A 20,551-nucleotide genomic window follows, 5' to 3' on the forward strand; every position below is an offset into this window, starting at 1 on the left:
CACGTCCGTACCGACCAGTGAGGATTCGACGATGAATCTCCGATCCCGCCCGTTCCGCGCGCTCCTGACCGCCACCGCGGCCGGCTGCCTCCTCGCGGGCACGGCCCAGCCGGCGCTCGCCGCACCGCCCGACCCCGAGCAGGTCCTGCCCGCAGGCACCCCGCAGCTCGAACGCCTCGACCGCGGCCTCGTCGCCGTCTCGACGACCGAGGGCGTCTTCCTCAGCTGGCGGCTGCTCGCCTCCGAGGTCACCGGCACGACCGCCACCGGCGTCGCCGGTCCGGCCTTCGTCGTCGCCCGCGACGGCGAGGAGATCGCGACCGTCAGCGACCGCACGAGCTTCGCCGACCCCGACGGCACCGCCGCGTCGAGCTACACCGTGACGCCCGTCGTGCACGGCATCCCCGGTGCCGCCTCGGCCGCCGCCACGCCGACGGCCGGCACCGGCTTCCTCGACATCCCGCTCACGCGGCCCGCCGACGGCGTCACCCCGAAGGGCGAGGCGTACACGTACGCCGCGAACGACGCCTCAGTGGCCGACGTCGACGGCGACGGCGCGTACGAGCTCATCGTCAAGTGGGACCCGTCGAACTCGAAGGACGTCTCCCAGGTCGGCTACACCGGCGAGGTCTTCCTCGACACCTACGAGTTCGACGGCACGCTGCTGAACCGCATCTCGCTCGGCGTCAACATCCGCGCCGGCGCGCACTACACCCAGTTCCTCGCCTACGACTTCGACGGCGACGGGCGCAGCGAGCTCATGCTGAAGACCGCGCCCGGCACGAAGTCGACGACGTACGCGGCCGACGGCGGCGTGGAATCCGAGCAATACGTGACGCTGCCGCAGCGCGACGTCGACGCCGGCGTGACGCACGCCGACGACTACCGGCTGAGCAACGCCGACTTCCGGGCGCACCTCGCCGACGTGTTCGAGGGCTGGAGCAGCCGGCCCGAGGTCGTTTCGGGCGAATGGCCCGCGACGCTCGAAGAGGCGTGGGGGATGCCCGTCGCGCACGAGTACCCGCTCTCGCGCGAGAGCGCGGAGGAGCTCGTCACCACCTTCATCGACGTGTACGCCCCGAGCCGGAGCGCGCGCAACGTGCTCGGTGCCTTCGAGGGCTTCATCGTCGACGGTCCCGAGTACCTCACGGTGTTCGACGGCCTGACCGGGCGCGAGCTCGAGACCGTCGACTATCAGCCGGGCCGCGGCGACGACGGCCTGCTCTGGGGCGACTACGCGATGAGCCGCATCGAGCCGGGCAACCGCGTCGACCGCTTCCTCTCGGGAGTGGCCTACCTCGACGGCGAGCACCCGTCGGCGGTCTTCGCCCGCGGCTACTACACGCGCTCGACGATCGCCGCCTACGACTGGGACGGCGAGCACCTCACGACGCGCTGGTTCGTCGACTCCGGCCACGTGCCGCTGACGAACCCCTTCAACGACGGCCCGCACGGCCGCGACGGCACCGACCCCGAGTTCGGCAGCATCACGACGCAGGGCTTCCACTCGCTGAGCGCGGCCGACGTCGACGGCGACGGCCGTCACGAGATCGTCTACGGCGCGGCCACGATCGACGACGACGGGTCGCTGAAGTACAGCTCGTTCGACACCCTGCCGCCGCAGAGCCCCGGTGCCGGCACCGAGGCGCGCCTCGGCCACGGCGACGCCATGCATGTGACCGACATCGACCCGGCGCGACCCGGTCTCGAGATCTTCACCGTGCACGAGGGAGCGGCCGGGGCACCGTACGGAACGGCGCTGCGGGATGCCGCGACGGGCGAGGTGCTCTTCGGCGCCTACTCCGGGCGTGACACCGGCCGTGGCATGATCGGCGACGTGCGTGCCGACGTGCCCGGCGTCGAGGTGTGGTCGAGCATGCCGGGCGGCACGGAGGCATCCGGCCTGCTGTCGGCGCAGGGCGACGTGCTGTCGGCCGCGACGCCCGGCACGAACATGTCGATCCGCTGGGCGGGCGACCTCACCACACAGCTCGTCAACGGCTCGGGCACGCAGACGCCGACCATCGACGACTGGACGCGCGGCACGGTGCTGACCGCGGCCGGCACCCTCACGAACAACGGCACGAAGGGCAACCCGTCGCTCGTGGCCGACGTGCTCGGCGACTGGCGCGAAGAGCTCCTCGTGCGGACCGCCGACTCCAGCGCGATGCGTGTGTACGTCTCGACCGAGCCCACCTCGCATCTGCTGCCCACGCTCATGCACGACGTGCAGTACCGGGCCGAGACGGCCAGGCAGCAGACGACGTACAACCAGCCCGCGTACCCGTCGTACTACTTGGCGAGCGACACCGACTTCGCGAACGTGCCCGTGCTCACGGCCGAGGTCGCGCCCGGCGAGCCGCGGTTCAAAGACCGGCCCGGCTCGGCGCACGACGAGGTGCAGCTCCCGCGCACCGAGGGCGTCGACTGGTACGTCGACGGCGAGCTCGTGACGAGCGCGAACGCGAAGGTGCGCGTCACCGGCGAGACGACCGTCGTCGCGGTGCCGGAGGCGTGGCACCGGTTCCCGGCCGGCGCGACGTGGCGGTGGACCACCGTGTTCGCCGACTAGACCGTCGGGCCGGCTGAGGTCGGCCCGGCCGAGACGACCGCCCCGGTCGCCCTTCCGTGCGGGCGACCGGGGCGGTCCGCGTTCGAGCGGACGGGCGCCGCGGCGAGCCGGTCACGCCCCGGTGAACACCAGCCAGAGCAGCATCCCGTTCAACGCGATGAGGAAGACGGATGCCGCGACGCCGGCGCTCGTCGTCGCCCAGTGGTTGCGCCACCGGCCGAGCAGCCCCCGCTTCGCGGTGAGCCACACGAGGGGCACGAGCGCGAACGGGATGCCGAACGAGAGCACCACCTGGCTCAGCACGAGCGAGAGCGTCGGGTCGAAGCCGAGCGCGAGGATCGCGAGCGCCGGCACCAGGGTGACCAGCCGGCGGAGGAGCAGCGGGATCCGCACGCGCAGCAGGCCGTGCATGATCTCGGCGCCGGCGTACGCGCCGACCGAGGTCGAGGCGAGCCCCGAGGCGAGCAGCCCCACCGCGAACATGGTCGCGATCGCCGGGCCGAGCGCCTCGCCGAGCGCCGCATACGCACCCTCGAGGCTGTCGGTGCCGGCCACGCCCGAGAGGTTCACCGCGGCGAGCAGCAGGATGCAGAGGTTCACGGTGCCGGCGATGGCCATCGCGATGGAGACGTCCCAGCGCGTCGCCCGCACGAGCGCGTCGGTCGGCAGGTCGGTCGCGGTGCCGGGCAGCAGCTCCACCGCGTCGCTGCCCCGGGTCACGCGGAACCAGGAGCGGATGCCCCGGGGCGCGGCATCCGCCGTGCCGTCGGCACCGCCCGCCTGGATGCCGCGCCCGGCGAACCGGTCGCGGGCGAGGGCGGAGTGCGCGTAGATCGCGTGCGGCATGATCGTGGCGCCGAGGATGGACGCCGCGAGCAGCACCGAGTTCGTGTCCGCGAAGCGGGGCACGAGCCCGGCGAGGAGGCCGGCCGGATCGGGCGGCGCCACGAACACGCCCACCGTGAATCCGATCGCGATGACGGCGAGCAGTCCGACGATGACGAACTCGAAGGTGCGCGGGCCGCGCCGCGACTGCAGCACGAGCAGGCCGATCGACACGGCGCCCGTGATGAGCCCGCCCCAGATCAGCGGCACGCCGAACAGGAGGTTGAGCGCGACCGCGCCGCCGATGACCTCGGCGAGGTCGGTGGCCATCGCGACGAGCTCGGCCTGCAGCCAGTACGCGCGGCGGCCCCACCGGTTGCGCAGCCGGCCGCCGAGCACCTCGGGGAGGCTCCGGCCCGTGACGATGCCGAGCTTCGCCGACAGGTACTGGATGAGCCACGCCATGACGTTGCCGAGCACCACGACCCACACGAGCAGGTAGCCGTACTGCGCGCCGGCCGTCATGTTGCTCGCGACGTTGCCGGGGTCGAGGTACGCGACGCCCGCGACGAGCGCCGGGCCGATCAGCCAGGCGACCCGCGGGATGGTCGGGGCCGGGGCATCCTCGCGTGTCTGCGCGGCCGGTGCCTTCGCGGCCTGCGTCTCGTCCTCGTCATCGAGCGTTTTCGGCATACCGAAATCGTACACATTTTTCGGCATACGAAACCTTGGATCGGAGGCCTCGCCCGCGATCTCGCCCGTCCGACGCGACCGGGCGCCTGCCGGCGCCGCGGCCCGCCCATCGGCGTCCGATGGGTCACCGGCGCCGCCGCTACCGTGGATGCGTGGACGAGCGAGGAGCTGGCGAGCACGACAGGGCGGATGCCTCGCCGCACGAGCCGACCGACGGCCGCGAGCCCGAGCACGAGCCCGAGCTGCCGGTCCACGGCGTCGGGCCGTGGCCCGGCGGGCCCGACGCGTGGCCGGACGACCCGCACCTCGACCCCGAGTTGCTCGCCCACGGGGACCGGCGGAACGTGGTCGACCGATACCGCTATTGGCGCATGGACGCGATCGTCGCCGACCTCGACCGGACGCGGCATCCGTTCCACGTCGCGATCGAGAACTGGCAGCACGACCTGAACATCGGTTCCATCGTCCGCAGCGCCAACGCGTTCGCCGCCGACACCGTGCACATCATCGGCCGGCGCCGCTGGAACAAACGCGGCGCGATGGTCACCGATCGCTACCAGCACCTCGAGTACCACGACGACGTGGCCGACTTCGCGGCCTGGGCGCACGAGGCATCCCTGCCGATCATCGCCGTCGACAACGTGCCCGGCGCCGTGCCGATCGAGGCGTTCGCGTGGCCCGAGCGCTGCGTGCTGCTGTTCGGCCAAGAAGGCCCCGGCCTCTCGCCGGAGGCGCAGCAGGCGGCCGACGCCGTGGTCGAGATCACCCAGTTCGGCTCCACGCGCTCCCTCAACGCGAGCGCCGCAGCCGCCGTCGCGATGCACTCCTGGGTGCTGAGCCACGCCGACCTGCCGAAGTGACCGGCCTTCCGGCGCCTGCCCGCGCGCCCGGACCGCCGCGGCCGCCCGCACGCGCGAGACTGGACCCGATGACCGTCGTCGACAATGCGATCTACCGCGACGGGGTGCGCGTCGCGACGCCCGCCTCGCTCGAGGAGACCTTCGAGACCCGTGAACAGCACGGCGGGTTCGCGTGGATCGGGCTGTACCGCCCGACCGACGCCGAGCTCGACGCCGTGGCCGCCGAGTTCGGGTTGCACGCGCTCGCCGTGGAGGATGCCCGGAAGGGCCATCAGCGCGCGAAGCTCGAGCGGTACGGCGACACGCTGTTCGTCGTGCTGCGGCCGGCGCGGTACCTCGACGAGAGCGAGCAGGTGGAGTTCGGCGAGGTGCACCTGTTCATCGGGACGGACTTCGCCGTGTCGATCCGTCATGCCGAGTCGCCCGACCTCGGGCGCGTCCGGCGCCGGCTCGAGGCGAGCCCCGACCTGCTGCAGCGAGGCACCGAAGCGGTGCTCTACGCCGTGCTCGACGAGGTCGTCGACGAGTACGCGCCCGTCGTCGGCGGCCTCGAGAACGACATCGACGAGATCGAGGACCAGCTCTTCTCCGGCGACCCCGCCGTGACGCGGCGCATCTACGACCTCGCGAGCGAGGTGATGGAGTTCCAGCGGGCGACCCGGCCGATCGTCGACATGATCGGCACCCTCGAGCGCGGCTTCGACAAGTACGGCGTCGACCTCGAGCTGCAGCGGTATCTGCGCGACGTGAAAGACCATTCCATCCGCATCGTCGAGCGCGGCGAGGGGTTCCGGCAGCTGCTGCAGAACGCCCTCACCGTGCACGCGACGCTCGTCACCCAGCGGCAGAACGACGAGATCGGGCGGATGACGCAGCTCGGGCTCGCACAGAGCGAACAGACGAAGAAGATCTCGAGCTGGGCGGCCATCATCTTCGCCCCGAGCCTCATCGCCGGCGTCTACGGCATGAACTTCGTCTTCATGCCCGAGCTCGACGAGCCATGGGGCTACCCGTTCGCGATCGCACTCATGCTCGGGTTCGCGGCGGCGCTGTACGTGATCTTCAAGGGGAGGAAGTGGCTGTGAGGATGCCCCGCCCGAGGCATCCGCTCGCTCACGCGGGCGTCTGCTGGTGCGCCGCCACCCGCCAGGCGCCGTCGTCGTACAGGTACGTCGTCGACATGCGCAGGTTCACGGTGTCGTCGCCACGGGTCGCGACCGCACGGTAGACGAGGATTCCCGCGCGCTCGCCGACTCGGATGACGGCGGGCTCGTGCAGTTCGTACGTGTCCCAGGGCGGCGCGCTCCGGAACGCGGCGATCATGTCGTCTCGACCGAGCACAGCACCCTCGATGATCATGAGCGCGTCGCGGGTCATGGCTCTGGCGTAGTGCTCGCCGCCGCGGCCCTCGAGGATGGCGCGCCAGCCGGCGTGCTCCTCGTGGAGGAGCCGGGCGGGCAGATCGTCGGTGATCTCCGTCATGCGTCCACGGTAGCCGGGCGACCCGCCGGCGTCACGCACTGCCGGGCCGGACCCCTAGCCGATCAGGCTCGGCTGCAGGTCGCGGAGCGTCCGGTAGTGGGTCATCCGCGTCACGCCGATCGCGGCGATCACCAGCGCGCTGACGAGCCAGATCGCGAGGACGCCCGCGTCGCCGGCGGCCCTCGACAGGTCGCCGCCGTACATGAACTGCCGCATCATGTCGACGACGTAGCCCATCGGGAGCACCTGGTGCAGCGCCGCGAGGGGCGCGGGCAGCGTCTGCCACGGGAACGTGCCGCCGGCGGTGACCAGCTGGAGCACCATGAGCACGAGGCCGAGGAACTGGCCGACCGAACCGAGCCACACGTTGAGCGCGAGGATGATCGCGGCGTACGTCGCCGAGGCCAGCACCATGGTGCCGACCACGCCGGCGGGATGCTGCATCTGGAAGCCGAGGGTCACGGCGAGCACCACGTACAGGGCGATCATCTGCACCGCGCCGAGGAGCCCGGGCGTCAGCCAGCCGGCGAGGGTCACGCGGATCGGAGAGTGCAGCGCGGTGACCGCTCGGCGGGAGATGGGCTTCACGATGAGGAAGAGGGCGTAGATGCCGATCCAGCCGGCGAGGGCGGCGAAGAAGGGCGCCAGTCCGGCGCCGTAGTTCGCGGCCTGCGCGATCGAGCTGGTCTCGAGGGCGATCGGGTCGGCGATCGTCGACGCCTGCGCGGCGCGGACGTCGTCGGGCGAGTCCGGCAGCTGGGCGGCCCCGTCGGCGAGGCCGTCGCGGAGCGTGCCGGCACCGCTCTGAAGCTCGCCGAGGCCCGTCTCGAGGGTGCCGATGCCGTCGCTGAGGCGGGCGGCGCCGTCGGCGGCCTGTGCGGCGCCGTCGGCCGCGGTGCGGGACCCGGCCGCGAGCTGCGACGCGCCGTCGGCGACCTGCCGGCTGCCGGCCGCGAGCTGGTCGATCTGGCCGACGGCCTCCTGCACCTGCTCGTTGCCGCTGGTGATCGCGCCGCCGAGCGTGTCGAGGCGGGCGAGGACGGCGTCGATGCTCGCCTGGTCGAGCCCGCGCGCGGCCAGCTCGGCCTGGATGTCGGCGCGGGCCTGCGGCACCGCGGCGGCGGCATCGCCGACGGCGGCGCCGACCCGGTCGGCGGTGGCCGCGAGCTGGGCGTTGCCGTCGGCGACTTGTGCGGCACCGTCGGCCAGGCTCGCACTGCCGTCGGCGAGCTGGGCCGTACCGTCGCGGAGCTGCGCCGTCCCGTCGGCGAGCTGACCGGCGCCGTCGCCGAGCCGGGTCGCGCCCTCGACGGCGCTGGCGGCGCCGTCGGTGAGCTGCGACGCGCCGTCGGCCGCCTCGACGAGGCTGCCGCGGATGGTGTGGATCGCGTCGAGCAGCGTGGATGCCGCCTCCTCGCCGACCTTCTCGGCGACGGTGGCGCGGATCCGCTCGACGGCCTGCGAGCCGATCGTGCCGGCCAGGTAGCTGTTGGCGTCGTTGGTGGAGAGGACGATCTCCGCCTGGCGGGGGGCATCCGTCGCGACGGAGGCGAGGGCCGCGGAGAAGTCGGCGGGGAATGTGACGGCGAAGTCGTATCGCGACTCGTCGAGGCCGGCGACGGCGTCCTCGGCGGAGACGCGGTGCCAGTCGAAGGCGCCGTCGGCGACGAGCTCGTCGGCGACCTCGTCGCCGATGTTGCGTGCCGGCTCGTCGGCGGTCGCGGGGCTGCCCGCGTCTTCGACGACCACGGCGACCGGCACGTCGGGGAACTTCGCGTACGGGTCCTGGTTGGCCCACAGGTAGAGGCCGCCGTACAGCACGGGGACCGCCACGAGGGCGAGCAGGGCGAGCACCGACATCTTCGTGGACGTGAGCCGGCGGAACTCGGCCGCGATCATCTGCGGGATCTTCACGCGAGGCCTCCTTCCGCGAGCGGCATCTCCGCGTCGGGCAGGTCGTCGAGGTCGTCGCCCTGCATCCTGGCGAGGATCGCCGTCGCGCCGATGGCGGCGGCGGAGGCGTCGCCCGCGATGACGAGCACGGCGAAGCCGCGGTCCGCGAGCCGCTTCGCGAGCTCCCACCAGGCAGACGGGTCGCCGCCGTGCCGGTCGGGGGCGACGATCACGAGCCCCTCGACCCCCTCGCGGAGGATCGCGAGCTCGGTGAGCAGCCGCAGTCGGTCGAGCGGATCGACGTTCGCGATCGGCACCCGCGCGACGTGCGCGAGGTCGAGGTCGCCGAGCCAGCGCGTCACGGAGACGGGATTCGACGGGATGCCGGCGAACATGAGCTCTTCGGCCGCGACGCCCGCGACGGTCACGTTCGGGGCGGGGTCGGAGACGTCGGGGGCGTCGACGAGGGCGATGCGACGACGGATGCCTCGCGCGTCGGCCCGCCCGTCGAGGGTGACGGTGCCGGCGTCGGGGCGCATGCGGCCCGACGCGATCAGGCCGAGCACGGTCGGTCGCTGCTCGGTCTCGGCGCGGGCGAGGGTGGCCCGCCCGGACTCGAAGCCCAGCGTGACGGTGGGCAGCGCCTGGCCGTCGCGGCACTTGCGGACCCGGTGCAGATCGACCCTCATGCGAGGAGCTCCTCGATGCGGTCGACGAGGTCGCCGGCCTCGCGCCACGACAGGCCGGCCGTGCCCAGGACGCTGAGCATCACGACGCGCCGGCCGTCGAAGCGGTCGGGCGTCGAGGGAGCGGGGGATGCCTCGGCCCCGGCCTCCGCCCCGGCCTCTGCCCCGGCCTCTGCGAGGACGGCGAGCGCCGACTGTTCGATCAGGCGGGCGAGCAGGGGAGTCGGAAGGTCGTCGCGCAGGGTGCCGTCGCGGGCCCCGCGGTCCACGATCGCGCGAAGGCGAGTGCGAACGGGCTCGAGCGCGGCGGCGACTCGGTGCACGTAGGGGTCGCGGACGGCCATGGCGGCGAGGAGGCGCACGTGGTCGATGGCGTGCCAGAGTCGGGCGCCGAGGAGCGCGAGGGCTGCGGCGGCGTCGGGGTGGTCGACGGCCGCGGCCGTCTGGTTGAGGCGGGCGGTGCCGCGCTCGATGAGGGCGAGGACGAGATCGTCGCGGTTGGCGAAGTGGCCGTAGACCGCGCGCCGGCTGAGGCCCGCGGCTTGGGCGATCGCCTCGAGCGAGGCGTCGGAGGACTCGGCGAGCGTCGCCGCGGCGGCGGTGAGCAGGGATTCGCGGTTCTCCGCCGCGTCTCGTCGTGGGGCTCGGCGGCCCGCTTCGACGGAGGTCGGCATGTGAACGAGTCTATTATCTTGCACACGAGTGTGCAAGTTTGCGCAGGGTTCGCTCAACGGCGGGTCACGGCGCGCGGCTGCCCCGCCCTGGACGCGGAAGAGGCCCTCCGCGAATGCGACGGGCCTCTTCCGGCACTGAAACGGCTGCCGTGCCGACCGTGTGCCGGCGTCGCCGTCAGTCGGTGCCGAGGTCGAACGCGGCGGCCTCGAGCGCGGCATCCGTCGCAGCCTCGAGGTCCGTCTCGGCCGGGCCTGCGGCGATCGCCGCGGACTGGCCCTCGGTGAGGTCGCCGACGAGCGCAGCAGTGGCGCCGCCGACGATGCCGAGGTGCGCGTATTGCTCGAGGCGGGCGCGGGAGTCCGCGATGTCGAGGTTGCGCATGGTGAGCTGACCGATGCGGTCTTCGGGACCGAATGCGGCGTCGCCGACGCGCTCCATCGAGAGCTTCTCGGGCTGGTAGCTGAACGCGGGGCCCTCGGTGTTGAGGATCGTGTAGTCGTCGCCGCGGCGCAGGCGCAGCGTGACCTCGCCGGTGACGGCCGAGCCGACCCAGCGCTGGATGGACTCACGCAGCATGAGCGACTGCGGGTCGAGCCAGCGGCCCTCGTACATGAGGCGGCCGAGGCGGCGGCCCTCCTGGTGGTAGTTGGCGATCGTGTCCTCGTTGTGGATCGCGTTGAGCAGTCGCTCGTAGGTGATGTGCAGCAGCGCCATGCCGGGGGCCTCGTAGATACCGCGCGATTTCGCCTCGATGATGCGGTTCTCGATCTGGTCGCTCATGCCGAGGCCGTGGCGGCCGCCGATGCGGTTGGCCTCGAGCACCAGCTCGACCGCGTCGTCGTACTCGACGCCGTTGAGCGCCACGGGGCGGCCCTGCTCGAACCGCACCGAGACGTCTTCGGCGGCGATCTCGACGTCGTCGCGCCAGAAGGCCACGCCCATGATCGGCTCGACGGTGGTGATGCCGGCGTGCAGCTCCTCGAGGACCTTCGCCTCGTGGGTCGCGCCCCAGATATTCGCGTCGGTGGAGTACGCCTTCTCGGCGGACGCGCGGTAGGGCAGGTCGCGCTGCTGCAGCCACTCGCTCATCTCCTGCCGGCCGCCCAGCTCGGTGACGAAGTCCTGGTCGAGCCAGGGCTTGTAGATGCGCAGCCGCGGGTTCGCCATGAGGCCGTAGCGGTAGAACCGTTCGATGTCGTTGCCCTTGTAGGTCGACCCGTCGCCCCAGATGTCGACGCCGTCGTCCATCATGGCGCGTACCAGCAGCGTGCCGGTCACCGCGCGGCCGAGGGGCGTGGTGTTGAAGTACGTCTTGCCGCCCGAGCGGATGTGGAAGGCGCCGCATTGCAGCGCGACGAGGCCTTCCTCGACGAGCGCGGCGCGGCAGTCGACGAGGCGCGACAGCTCGGCGCCGTACTCGAGGGCGCGGCCGGGCACGGCCTCCACGTCGGGCTCGTCGGGCTGGCCGAGGTCGGCGGTGTAGGTGCAGGGCACGGCGCCCTTCTCACGCATCCACGCGACGGCGACGGAGGTGTCGAGACCCCCGGAGAAGGCGATGCCGACGCGCTCGCCGACGGGGAGTGACGTGAGGACCTTCGACATGGGCTCCAGCCTACTTGGCGGGCGCGCGGCCGGCGTTCGGATGACGGCCGCGACGGAGGCGGGGCCGGGGGGGGGGGGGGGGGGGGGGGGGGGGGGGGGGGGGGGGGGGGGGGGCGGTGCGTCCGCCCGTCCGGCCCCGGATGCCTCGGTCAGGAGGGCATCCGCTCCTCGTCGCCGACCCGCTCGCCGGCCGGGTCCGTGGCTGCGGACTGCCGGCGGCGGACGAGGGCGAGCGCCGCGACGGCGCCGACGAGTGCGACGACGGCCGCGCCGGCGAAGGCCGCCGTGTACCCGGAGGTGAGCACGGATGCCTCGGGGCCGGTCGATCCGGCGGCCGCGCCGGCGGAGACCGCGGTGAGCACGGCGAGCCCGACCGCGGAGCCCACCTGGTAGCTCGTGTTGACGAGCCCGGATGCGACTCCCGCTTCGGCGGGCGGAGCCGCGGAGATCGCGGTGCCGAGGGAGGGCACGAATGCGAGCGCCATGCCGGCCGCGGCGACGAGCGATGCCGGCAGTACGTCGGCGAGATAGGTGCCGTCGGGTCGGGCGAGCGCGAGCCAGCCGAGCCCCGCGGCGAGCAGCACGAACCCGGTGACGACGAGCGGCGCCGTGCCGAATCGCGCGAGCAGGCGTGGTGCGACGAGCGTCATGCCGAGCACGATGAGTGCGGTCATGGGTAGCAGCGCCGCGCCGGCGGCGAAGGCGCCCGCCCCCAGCACGTGCTGGAGGTAGAGGTTCAGGAAGAACCACATCGGCACCCAGGCGGCACCGAGCAGCAGCTGCGCGAGGTTCGCGGCTCCGAGGGAGGGGGCGCGGAACAGGCCGAGTCGCAGCAGCGGCTGGCGCGACCGTGCCTGGATCAGCAGGAACGCGGCGAGCAGTACGGCGCCGACCGCGATGCCGCCGATGGTCTCCGCGGAGCCCCAGCCGACCTCGGGTGCGCGCACGATGCCCCAGACGAGCAGGCCGAGCCCCGCAGTCGCGGTGAGGGCGCCGCCGAGATCGAGGCGGCCGCGCGAGCCGGCGAGCCGTGGGAGGGCGGCGGGGGTGAGCGCGAGCACGAGGGCGGCGATGGGGATGGTGACGTAGAACACCCACGGCCAGCTGGCCGCCTCGGTGAGCACGCCGCCGAGGAACACGCCGACGGTGCCGCCGATGGGTGCCGCCGCACCGTAGACGGCGAAGGCCTTCGGCAGTTCGGGTGTTCCGCCGAACAGCGCCATGAGCAGCGAGAGCGCGGCGGGCGCGATGAGCGCGGCGCCCGCGCCCTGTACGGCGCGGCCGAGGATCTCGGCCCAGGCGTCGCCGGCCGCTCCGGCGAGCAGGGAGCCGGCTCCGAGCACCACCCAGCCGGCGGTGAAGACCCGGCGTGCGCCGAGCAGGTCGGCGAGGCGGCCGCCGAGCAGGAGCAGCCCGCCGAAGGCGATGACGTAGGCGTTGAAGACCCACGACAGCGACTCGGGCGTGAAGCCGAGGTCGCGGGCGATGTCGGGCAGGGCCACGCCGATGATCGACGTGTCCATGATCACGACGAACTGGGCTGCGGCGATGAGGGCGAGTCCGAGGCCTCGTCTGGGTGGTGCCGTTGTCGACATGGTGCTTCCTCTCGTGTGCGATGTCCTGGTGAGCGTATACCCCCCGGGGGTATTAACTCCACTCGAGATCCGCTATTCCCGGGCCCCGAAACGGCCGCGCGATATGGTGGAGTGTGACTCCTGACGAATCAGCAGCCGAGACCGAGGCGTCACTCGCTGACGAGCCCGAGGTCCGCCAGGCCATCGCCGAAGGCGATCGCGGCGACATGCGCGCCGTCGTGACGGAGCATCCCTCCTCACCGCTCGCGTGGACCGAGCTCGCGGATTCGGCCGACTCGGCCGGGCGCGCACTCGAGGCCTACGCCTTCTCGACCGTCGCCGCCGAGCTCGCCCGCGAGCAGCTCGCCGCGGCCGGCTGGCAGCCCGGCTCGCCCGTGCCGTGGGCCGACGAGCCGAACCGCGCCTATCTCCGCGCGCTCGACGCGCAACGGCGATCCGCCGAGGCGCTCGGCCTGCCCGACCGCGCCGCGCGGGCGGCCGACGAGCTCGCCGCCGCCGACTCCGAGGCGCCCGCCCGCATCGCGAGCGAGTTCACGCCGACGCAGATCCTGTCCCTCGCCGACCTCGAGGCCGCCGCAGGCCGCAGCGGCGAGACATCCGCCATCACCGGCGACCCGATCGCCGCACCCGACACGGCGGACGCCGCCGGAGAGGACTGACATGCCCGGAGTCGTACTGGTCGGAGCGCAGTGGGGAGACGAGGGCAAGGGCAAGGCGACCGACCTGCTCGGGTCGCGCCTCGACTACGTGGTGAAGTTCAACGGCGGCAACAACGCCGGCCACACCGTCGTCGTCGGCGATGAGAAGTACGCGCTGCACCTGCTGCCGTCCGGCATCCTGACCCCCGGGGTCACGCCGGTCATCGCCAACGGTGTGGTCGTCGACATCGAGGTGCTCTTCGAGGAGCTCGAGGGCCTCGAAGCGCGCGGCGTGGATGTCTCCAAGCTCAAGGTCTCGGCCAACGCCCACGTCATCACCCAGTACCACCGCACGCTCGACAAGGTGACCGAGCGCTTCCTCGGCAAGCGCCAGATCGGCACGACCGGCCGCGGCATCGGCCCGACCTACGCCGACAAGATCAACCGCGTCGGCATCCGCATGCAAGACCTGTTCGACGAGAACATCCTGCGCCAGAAGGTCGAGGGCGCCCTCGACCAGAAGAACCACCTGCTGGTGAAGGTCTACAACCGCCGGGCGATCGGCGTCGACGAGATCGTCGACGACCTGCTGTCCTACGTCGACCGGCTGCGGCCCATGGTCGACGACACCTCGCTCCTGCTCCACCAGGCGCTCGACCGCGGCGAGACCGTGCTGTTCGAGGGCGGCCAGGCCACCATGCTCGACGTCGACCACGGCACCTACCCGTTCGTGACCTCGTCGAACGCGACCTCGGGCGGGGCGATCACCGGGTCGGGCGTCGCGCCGAACCGCATCGACCGCGTCATCGCCGTCGTGAAGGCGTACACGACCCGGGTCGGCGCGGGGCCGTTCCCGACCGAGCTGTTCGACCAGTGGGGCGACTTCCTCACCGAGCAGGGGCACGAGTTCGGCACCACGACCGGTCGCCGTCGTCGCACCGGCTGGTACGACGCGCCCATCGCCCGGTACGCAAGCCGCATCAACGGCGTCACCGACTTCGTGCTCACCAAGCTCGACGTGCTGACCGGCATCGACCGCATCCCCGTCTGCGTCGCCTACGACGTCGACGGCCGGATCATGGAGGAGGTCCCGGTCTCGCAGTCCGACTTCCACCACGCGAAGCCCGTCTACGAGGAGTTCCCGGGCTGGACCGAGGACATCTCAGGGGCCCGCTCCTTCGAAGACCTGCCGGCGAACGCGCAGAGCTACGTGCGCGAGCTCGAGGCGATGTCGGGGTCGCGCATCTCCGCGATCGGCGTCGGCCCCGAGCGCGACGCCATCGTGCAGCTGCACGACCTGCTCGACTGAGGCCCGTCGACACGTACGAGGGGGCGGATGCCCATGCATCCGCCCCCTCGTCGCGTCAGTGCGTCACTGGTTGCCGATCGACTTGTCGATGTTCGCCTTGATGTCGTCGACCTTCGCGTCGTGCTCGTCCGGCAGCACCTTCTTCGCCGCCTCGGCGACGCCGTCGAGGAGCTTGTCGCTGATGTCCTCGGCCTGCTCGCTCTTCAGCACGTCGTCGATCTTGTCCTTGTTGTCCTCGATGAAGTCCTGAGCCTTCTTGGTGAGGTCGTCGAGAGAACCCATGCCCCCAGCCTTTCGTCGATGGTGCGCAGCGGACGCTGCCGCCGCCATCGTATGGCGGTGCGGCGCGCGGGGGAAGGGTGGGGCGGATGCCGCGCACGGGCCGGTCGTCGACGCGTGGCAGACTCGATCGGTGACCGCCACCCTCCCCGAGACCGACGTGCTCGTCGGCCGCCACCTCCGCCTCACTCCCCTCACCCCGGCCGACTTCGCCGAGCTGCACGCCGCGATCGGCCGGCCCGAGGTCTTCGCCGGTGGATATGGCGGTGGACCTGCCGGACTGCCGGCCGATCTCGAGGGCTTCGAACGCTTCGCCGCCAGGTACTACCGCTTCGGCGACGACGCCCGGCCGTGGGCCATCCGGCTCGCGACCGGCCCGGATGCCGGGCGGCTCGTCGGCACGAGCACCCTCGGCGACCTCGATCTGCCGAACGAGGGCGCGCACCTCGGCTGGACGGCGTACGACCCGCGCGTCTGGGGCACCGTGGTGAACGCGGAGGCGAAGCGGCTGCTGCTCGGGCTCGCCTTCGACCACGGCTTCGAACGCGTGCGGATCCAGGCCGACGCCGTCAACGCCCGGTCGCGTGCCGCGATCGCCAAGCTCGGCGCCGTGTTCGAGGGCGTGCTGCGTCATCATCTGCGCCGCGCCGACGGCAGCTGGCGCGACACCGCGATGTACTCGATCCTCGCGGCGGAGTGGCCGGGCGTCCGCGACGGCCTCGATGCGCGCATCGCGGCGTGGGGCGACCGGGAAGTGCGCCTCGAGGCGTAGCCGCCCGCCGTCGGTCAGGCGGCCGTCAGCTCCATCGCGCCGTCGATGAGGGCGGCGGCCCCGCCGAGATAGGCGATGGTGATGACCGCGACCCTGGCTGCGCGGTGCGGCACCCTGGGGGCGAGGAGCTCCCCGATGAGGAGCCCAGTGACGAGCGCGGCGAGCAGCCATGGCCACGCGCCGGGATCGAGGGCGGGCGGGGCCCAGCCGGTCGCGGCGAACTTCCCGACCAGCGCGGCCGTGCCGATGGCCACGAAGTACGGCTGTGCCGTCGCCGCGAAGCCGGTCTGCCACCACCGGCTCGCGACCGCGTAGACGCTGAGCGCCGGCCCGCCGACCCCGGCGGTCGCGTTCATCAGACCGGATGCCGCGCCCGCGACGATCGCCGGGGCCGGGCCGGTCGCGGGGGTCGACGTGCGGGAGATCGCGAGCGTGACGGTGAGCGCGACGAGCACGAGCGCGCCGACGCCGACCTGGAGCGCCGGGCCGGGAAGGCGGGCTGCGACGATCACACCGGCCGTGCTGCCGACGAGGGCGGGCACGACGAGCCAGACGAAGCGCCGCCACTCCACGTCGCGCCGGACCCGCGGGAGGATGAGGAGCGAGGACAGCACCGCGCAGAGGTTCACCACGATGACGCCGTCGAACGGGCCGAGCAGCACGACGAGGATCGGCGAGGCGATGAGTGCGAACCCCATGCCGGTGATCCGCTGCGCGAACGCGCCGGTGAGCACCGAGGCGGCCACGGCGATGAGCATCAGGGGAGTCTATCGGCGGACGCCCGCCGCCTCGCCGTCGCGCTCGGCGCCCGCGATCAGCGCGCGTCCTCGGGCACGTGCAGGCGGCGGAGGAAGGCGTCGGTTCCGCGCGGCACCGCTCGGTGGTCGCCGCGTGAGACGAGCACCGTCACGGCGACGGCGAGCGGGACGGTCCACGCCGCGGGCTGCTCCAGGAACGGGCGCACGGCGGGCAGCCAGGCGCCGATGACCGGCCCGCCGAGGATCGCGGCGCCTGAGAGCACGGCGCCCGTGAGCATGCCGGAGATCGCACCGCGTGCGGTGAGTCCGCGCCACCAGATGCCGAGCAGCAGCACCGGGCAGAGCGTGGAAGCGGTGAACGCGAACACGAGGCCGACGCTGCCGGCGAGACCCGACGACTCGGTCGCGAGCGCCACCGCGAGTGGCACGAGGGAGGACACGAGGGCCGCCACCCGGAAGCCGCGGACGCTGCCGCCCAGCAGATCCTGGCTGATGACGCCCGCGAGCGAGACGACGAGGCCCGACGACGTCGAGAGGAACGCCGCGAAGGCCCCCGCGATGACGAGGGCGGTGAGCACCTGGCCGAGCGGGCCGGGGACGAGCCGGTCGGGCAGCACCAGGATCAGCGCGTCGGCCTCGCCCGGAACCGCGAGGTCGGGCGCGAACGCGCGACCGAGCAGGCCGAAGGCCGTGGGGAAGAGGTAGAAGACCGACAGCAGGCCGAGCACGATCACGGTCGTCCGCCGCGCCGCCGGGCCGTCGGGGTTCGTGTAGAAGCGGACCAGCACGTGCGGCAGGCCGAGGGTGCCGAGCAGCAGCGCGACCATGAGCGACACCGTGCGGTACCAGTCGAGCCCGCCGGGCCCCGCGGACGGCGGGAAGGCCTCGGCCGGGCTGAGCGCCGCCTCCGTGGTGCCGCCGCCGAGCACGAGCAGCACGGCCACGACGGGCACCGCGAGCGCGGTGAGCTTCAGCCAGAACTGGAAGGCCTGCACGAAGGTGATCGAGCGCATGCCGCCTGCGGCCACGACCGCCGCCACGAGCACCGCGACCGCGACCGAGCCGGCCCACGAGGGCAGCCCCGTCGTGATGCGCACGGTGAGGGCCGCGCCCTGCAGCTGGGGCACGATGTAGAACCAGCCGACGATGATGACGAGCAGGCTCGTCACCCGCCGCACCGCGACCGAGTCGAGACGCGCCTCGGTGAAGTCGGGGATCGTGTACGCGCCGGAGCGGCGGAGCGGAGCTGCCACGAACAGCAGCAGCATGAGGTACCCGGCGGTGTACCCGATGGGGAACCAGACGCCGCCCGTGCCGGTCAGCAGGATGAGTCCCGCGACGCCGAGGAAGGAGGCCGCGGAGAGGTACTCGCCGCCGATGGCCGAGGCGTTCCACCACGGCCGCACGGTGCGGCTCGCGACGTAGAAGTCGCTCGTCGTGCGTGAGACGCGCAGGCCGTAGAAGCCGATGAGGGCGGATGCCACGGCCACGGCGATGATCGCGGCGTAGCCGATCGCGGCGTTCACGAGCCGGCCTCCGGCCGGGCGGCATCCGGGCTCACGAGTCCTCCACGAGGGAGCGGTACCGCGCCTCGTTGCGCGAGGCGGCGCGCACGTACAGGCCGCCGATGGTCAGGGCGAGCGGGTACACGCCGAACCCGAGCAGCAGCCACGACACCGGCACGCCGGCGACGAACGCCTCGTCGAGCGCCGGGGTCAGGACGATCGCGAGCACGAAGAGCACGGTCGCGACCGCGAATGCGGCCGCGCAGACCAGCGCGAGCCGCAGCTGCGAGCGGATGAGGGAGCGCACGTAGACGCCCTGCACGTCGGTCGCCGCCCGGCGGGCGACGGGGCCGGGGGTCGGGCCCGTGGCGGCGGATGCCGGCGCGCCGGGGCGCGGAGCGGTGACCCGGACGCGCTGAGGCGGGTGCCCCCCGGGCCCCTCCGTCACGGCCGCACCCGCAGCGTCGTCGACTCGAGTCGTTCGCGGAGTCCGGGCAGCAGCCGGCGGCTCACGGGCAGCTCCGCGCCGCCGACCGTGACGCTCGCATGGTCGCCGCCGAGGCGGACGCGGCTGACGTGCCCGAGTGCGATGAGGTATGAGCGGTGGATGCGCACGAACCCGGCGTCGGCCCATTGCCGCTCGAGGTCGGCCATCGGCACCCGCACGAGGTAGCTGGCCTCCTCGGTGTGCAGCCGGGCGTAGTCGCCCTGGGCCTGCACGTAGCGGACGTCGTCGCGGCGGATCATCCGGGTCGTGCCGCCGAGGGTGACGGCGATCATCTCGGGTTGCCTCGGCGGGGCGGGCTCGGCCGCCGAGGTGCTCTTCATGGCCTCGACGATGCGGCCGACCGAGCGCTGCAGTCGCTCGGCGCGGACGGGCTTCAGCAGGTAGTCGACGGCGGCCAGGTCGAACGCCTCGAGCGCGCCCTCCTCGTCGGCGGTGACGAACACGAGCGCCGGCGACTGCTCGAACCGCTGCAGCGCGCGGGCGAGGTCGAAGCCGTTCAGTCCGGGCATGTGGATGTCGAGGAAGGCGGCGTCGACCGGCTCCCGGGTCAGGAGCCGGATCGCCTCGGATCCCGACGCGGCGACGTGGATGACCCCGATCCTCGGGTCCTGCCGCAGCAGGAAGGCCAGCTCGTCGATGGCGGGCTGCTCGTCGTCGGCGATGAGGACGGAGATCACCGTTCGATCCTGCCATCGGGGTCGCGTCCGGGCTGCGACTTCGGGACGCGCATCCGCACCAGTGTGCCGGCGCCGAGGTTCGTCTCCACGACGAGGCCGTGCTCGTCGCCGTAGACCTGGCGGAGCCGGGCGTCGACGTTCCTGAGGCCGACGTGCTCGCCCGCGGCGCCGCCCGCCAGCACGCGCTCGAGCACGGCAGGGTCGATGCCGACGCCGTCGTCCTCCACGCTGATGTCGGCGAACGCGCCCTGGTCTTCGGCGGTGATGGTGATGCGTCCGCCGCCTTCCTTCGCCTCGAGGCCGTGGCGCACCGCGTTCTCGACGAGCGGCTGGATCGAGAGGAAGGGCACGACCGTCGACAGCACCTCGGGCGCGATCTGCAGCGTGACGAGGAGCCGGTCGCCGAAGCGTGCGCGCTCGAGCCGCAGGTAGCTGTCGATCGAGCGCAGCTCCTCCGCGACGGTGGTGAAGTCGCCGTGCCTGCGGAAGGAGTACCTGGTGAAGTCGGCGAACTCGAGCACCAGCTCGCGCGCCGTCGCCGGGTCGGTGTTGATGAACGATGCGATGGCGTTCAGCGAGTTGTAGATGAAGTGGGGGCTGATCTGGGCACGGAGCGCGCGCACCTCCGCCTCGGCCAGCGCGGCGCGCGAGGCGTCGAGCTCGCCGAGCTCGACCTGGGCCGCCACCCAGTCGGCGACCTCGCCGGTGGCGCGCGCGAGCCCGGCGCGCACGGTCGGCTCGAACGCGACCACCGCGCCGACGGCCCGGCGCCCCACGAGCACGGGGGCGGCCGCGGCATCCGTCTCGGTGCTGCCGACCCGGATGCCCCGCTGCACCTGCGGCTTGCCGCTCGCCGCGACCTGTGCGGCGAGGGCGGCGGCCGTCGGGCGCAGCGCCTCGTCGCCGTCGACGGCGACCTCGCCCGACAGGTCGGCGAGCGCGAGGGTCTCCGCGCCGAGCAGGGCGCGCAGGTGCCGGGTCGCGCGTGCGGCATCCTGTTCGCCCAGCCCGCCGCGCAGGTGCGCCGCCGCGCGAGAGGCGAGATGCAGGGTGCGGTACGTCGCGCGCTCCTCGTCGGTGCCGAGGTCGCGGGAGGCGAGCACCATGCGGCGCAGCAGCACGATCACGCCCACGGCGAGGGCGCCCGCGGCGACGCCGGCGACGGCGGCGAGCAGCATCGACTCGGGCATGCGTCCACGGTAGCCGTCGTTCGTCGTCGCCC

The 20,551-nt window shown here is 72.9% G+C and carries 19 protein-coding genes; 6 read left to right on the forward strand and 13 right to left on the reverse strand.

What is annotated here, in order from left to right; genetic code table 11:
• Positions 1 to 31 precede the first annotated feature (31 nt).
• The gene (locus tag ABIQ69_RS01540; protein ID WP_350348639.1) at positions 32 to 2,572 is read left to right on the forward strand and encodes a rhamnogalacturonan lyase; all 2,541 of its coding nucleotides are present in this window, start codon (positions 32 to 34) and stop codon (positions 2,570 to 2,572) included.
• 111 nt (positions 2,573 to 2,683) lie between these two features.
• On the opposite strand, the gene ABIQ69_RS01545 is transcribed toward ABIQ69_RS01540, so the two are convergent.
• Positions 2,684 to 4,090, reverse strand: a complete 1,407-nt coding sequence (locus ABIQ69_RS01545; protein ID WP_350348640.1) for an Nramp family divalent metal transporter — start codon at positions 4,088 to 4,090, stop codon at positions 2,684 to 2,686.
• 242 nt (positions 4,091 to 4,332) lie between these two features.
• Here ABIQ69_RS01545 and ABIQ69_RS01550 point away from each other — a divergent pair, with 242 nt between their 5' ends.
• Together ABIQ69_RS01550 and ABIQ69_RS01555 are read left to right on the forward strand one after the other, a co-directional pair.
• Positions 4,333 to 4,950, forward strand: a complete 618-nt coding sequence (locus ABIQ69_RS01550) for a TrmH family RNA methyltransferase (RefSeq protein ID WP_350350056.1) — start codon at positions 4,333 to 4,335, stop codon at positions 4,948 to 4,950.
• A gap of 68 nt (positions 4,951 to 5,018) precedes the next feature.
• Positions 5,019 to 6,035, forward strand: a complete 1,017-nt coding sequence (locus tag ABIQ69_RS01555; protein WP_350348641.1) for a magnesium and cobalt transport protein CorA — start codon at positions 5,019 to 5,021, stop codon at positions 6,033 to 6,035.
• Positions 6,036 to 6,063: 28 nt separating this feature from the next.
• On the opposite strand, the gene ABIQ69_RS01560 is transcribed toward ABIQ69_RS01555, so the two are convergent.
• The 6 genes from ABIQ69_RS01560 to ABIQ69_RS01585 all read right to left on the reverse strand — a co-directional run bounded on the left by ABIQ69_RS01560 (position 6,064) and on the right by ABIQ69_RS01585 (position 12,883).
• Positions 6,064 to 6,432 (reverse strand): nuclear transport factor 2 family protein, encoded by a 369-nt coding sequence (locus ABIQ69_RS01560; protein ID WP_350348642.1) that lies wholly within the window; start codon positions 6,430 to 6,432, stop codon positions 6,064 to 6,066.
• 54 nt (positions 6,433 to 6,486) lie between these two features.
• Positions 6,487 to 8,346: a YhgE/Pip domain-containing protein gene (locus ABIQ69_RS01565; RefSeq protein WP_350348643.1), complete on the reverse strand. Its 1,860-nt coding sequence runs from the start codon at positions 8,344 to 8,346 to the stop codon at positions 6,487 to 6,489.
• Positions 8,343 to 9,014: a hypothetical protein gene (locus ABIQ69_RS01570; protein WP_350348644.1), complete on the reverse strand. Its 672-nt coding sequence runs from the start codon at positions 9,012 to 9,014 to the stop codon at positions 8,343 to 8,345. The genes ABIQ69_RS01565 and ABIQ69_RS01570 overlap by 4 nt, the downstream gene beginning before the upstream one ends.
• Positions 9,011 to 9,685 (reverse strand): helix-turn-helix domain-containing protein, encoded by a 675-nt coding sequence (locus ABIQ69_RS01575; RefSeq protein WP_350348645.1) that lies wholly within the window; start codon positions 9,683 to 9,685, stop codon positions 9,011 to 9,013. Before ABIQ69_RS01575 ends, ABIQ69_RS01570 begins: the two co-directional genes overlap by 4 nt.
• 175 nt (positions 9,686 to 9,860) lie before the next feature.
• The gene (gene argG / locus ABIQ69_RS01580) at positions 9,861 to 11,288 is read right to left on the reverse strand and encodes an argininosuccinate synthase (RefSeq protein ID WP_350348646.1); all 1,428 of its coding nucleotides are present in this window, start codon (positions 11,286 to 11,288) and stop codon (positions 9,861 to 9,863) included.
• Between the two features lie 149 nt (positions 11,289 to 11,437).
• Positions 11,438 to 12,883 carry an MFS transporter gene (locus ABIQ69_RS01585; RefSeq protein ID WP_350348647.1) on the reverse strand — a complete coding sequence of 482 codons (1,446 nt, stop codon included), beginning with the start codon at positions 12,881 to 12,883 and terminating at the stop codon, positions 11,438 to 11,440.
• A 113-nt stretch (positions 12,884 to 12,996) separates the two neighbouring features.
• Here ABIQ69_RS01585 and ABIQ69_RS01590 point away from each other — a divergent pair, with 113 nt between their 5' ends.
• Both ABIQ69_RS01590 and ABIQ69_RS01595 read left to right on the forward strand, forming a co-directional pair.
• Positions 12,997 to 13,542, forward strand: a complete 546-nt coding sequence (locus tag ABIQ69_RS01590; protein ID WP_350348648.1) for a DUF3151 family protein — start codon at positions 12,997 to 12,999, stop codon at positions 13,540 to 13,542.
• 1 nt (position 13,543) lies between these two features.
• Entirely contained in the window at positions 13,544 to 14,830 is a 1,287-nt protein-coding gene (locus tag ABIQ69_RS01595; RefSeq protein WP_350348649.1) for an adenylosuccinate synthase, read from the forward strand.
• Positions 14,831 to 14,893: 63 nt separating this feature from the next.
• Here the strand turns inward: ABIQ69_RS01595 and ABIQ69_RS01600 are convergent, their stop codons facing one another.
• Positions 14,894 to 15,112: a hypothetical protein gene (locus ABIQ69_RS01600; RefSeq protein ID WP_350348650.1), complete on the reverse strand. Its 219-nt coding sequence runs from the start codon at positions 15,110 to 15,112 to the stop codon at positions 14,894 to 14,896.
• Between the two features lie 130 nt (positions 15,113 to 15,242).
• Between ABIQ69_RS01600 and ABIQ69_RS01605 the strand changes: the two genes are divergently transcribed.
• Positions 15,243 to 15,881 carry a GNAT family protein gene (locus tag ABIQ69_RS01605; RefSeq protein ID WP_350348651.1) on the forward strand — a complete coding sequence of 213 codons (639 nt, stop codon included), beginning with the start codon at positions 15,243 to 15,245 and terminating at the stop codon, positions 15,879 to 15,881.
• 14 nt (positions 15,882 to 15,895) lie between these two features.
• Here the strand turns inward: ABIQ69_RS01605 and ABIQ69_RS01610 are convergent, their stop codons facing one another.
• Genes ABIQ69_RS01610 through ABIQ69_RS01630 form a run of 5 tightly spaced genes read right to left on the reverse strand, consistent with a single transcriptional unit; the run spans position 15,896 to position 20,519 of the window.
• On the reverse strand, positions 15,896 to 16,639 hold the full coding sequence (locus ABIQ69_RS01610; RefSeq protein ID WP_350348652.1) for a sulfite exporter TauE/SafE family protein: 744 nt from the start codon (positions 16,637 to 16,639) through the stop codon (positions 15,896 to 15,898).
• A 56-nt stretch (positions 16,640 to 16,695) separates the two neighbouring features.
• Positions 16,696 to 18,165, reverse strand: a complete 1,470-nt coding sequence (locus tag ABIQ69_RS01615; protein WP_350348653.1) for a cation acetate symporter — start codon at positions 18,163 to 18,165, stop codon at positions 16,696 to 16,698.
• A 31-nt stretch (positions 18,166 to 18,196) separates the two neighbouring features.
• Positions 18,197 to 18,592 (reverse strand): DUF485 domain-containing protein, encoded by a 396-nt coding sequence (locus tag ABIQ69_RS01620; protein WP_350348654.1) that lies wholly within the window; start codon positions 18,590 to 18,592, stop codon positions 18,197 to 18,199.
• Positions 18,589 to 19,329, reverse strand: a complete 741-nt coding sequence (locus ABIQ69_RS01625) for a LytTR family DNA-binding domain-containing protein (protein ID WP_350348655.1) — start codon at positions 19,327 to 19,329, stop codon at positions 18,589 to 18,591. Before ABIQ69_RS01625 ends, ABIQ69_RS01620 begins: the two co-directional genes overlap by 4 nt.
• On the reverse strand, positions 19,326 to 20,519 hold the full coding sequence (locus ABIQ69_RS01630; RefSeq protein WP_350348656.1) for a histidine kinase: 1,194 nt from the start codon (positions 20,517 to 20,519) through the stop codon (positions 19,326 to 19,328). The genes ABIQ69_RS01625 and ABIQ69_RS01630 overlap by 4 nt, the downstream gene beginning before the upstream one ends.
• Between the last annotated feature and the right edge of the window lie 32 nt (positions 20,520 to 20,551).

Source organism: Agromyces sp. G08B096, assembly GCF_040267705.1.
In the GTDB taxonomy this organism is placed as follows: Bacteria; Actinomycetota; Actinomycetes; order Actinomycetales; family Microbacteriaceae; genus Agromyces.

Excerpts from the sequence above, each read along its gene's own strand:
- ABIQ69_RS01540 (WP_350348639.1), top strand. The coding sequence starts at position 32 with ATGAATCTCCGATCCCGCCCGTTCCGCGCGCTCCTGACCGCCACCGCG.
- ABIQ69_RS01545 (WP_350348640.1), bottom strand. The coding sequence starts at position 4,090 with ATGCCGAAAACGCTCGATGACGAGGACGAGACGCAGGCCGCGAAGGCA.
- ABIQ69_RS01555 (WP_350348641.1), top strand. The coding sequence starts at position 5,019 with ATGACCGTCGTCGACAATGCGATCTACCGCGACGGGGTGCGCGTCGCG.
- ABIQ69_RS01560 (WP_350348642.1), bottom strand. The coding sequence starts at position 6,432 with ATGACGGAGATCACCGACGATCTGCCCGCCCGGCTCCTCCACGAGGAG.
- ABIQ69_RS01570 (WP_350348644.1), bottom strand. The coding sequence starts at position 9,014 with ATGAGGGTCGATCTGCACCGGGTCCGCAAGTGCCGCGACGGCCAGGCG.
- ABIQ69_RS01575 (WP_350348645.1), bottom strand. The coding sequence starts at position 9,685 with ATGCCGACCTCCGTCGAAGCGGGCCGCCGAGCCCCACGACGAGACGCG.
- argG (WP_350348646.1), bottom strand. The coding sequence starts at position 11,288 with ATGTCGAAGGTCCTCACGTCACTCCCCGTCGGCGAGCGCGTCGGCATC.
- ABIQ69_RS01585 (WP_350348647.1), bottom strand. The coding sequence starts at position 12,883 with ATGTCGACAACGGCACCACCCAGACGAGGCCTCGGACTCGCCCTCATC.
- ABIQ69_RS01595 (WP_350348649.1), top strand. The coding sequence starts at position 13,544 with ATGCCCGGAGTCGTACTGGTCGGAGCGCAGTGGGGAGACGAGGGCAAG.
- ABIQ69_RS01600 (WP_350348650.1), bottom strand. The coding sequence starts at position 15,112 with ATGGGTTCTCTCGACGACCTCACCAAGAAGGCTCAGGACTTCATCGAG.
- ABIQ69_RS01610 (WP_350348652.1), bottom strand. The coding sequence starts at position 16,639 with ATGCTCATCGCCGTGGCCGCCTCGGTGCTCACCGGCGCGTTCGCGCAG.
- ABIQ69_RS01630 (WP_350348656.1), bottom strand. The coding sequence starts at position 20,519 with ATGCCCGAGTCGATGCTGCTCGCCGCCGTCGCCGGCGTCGCCGCGGGC.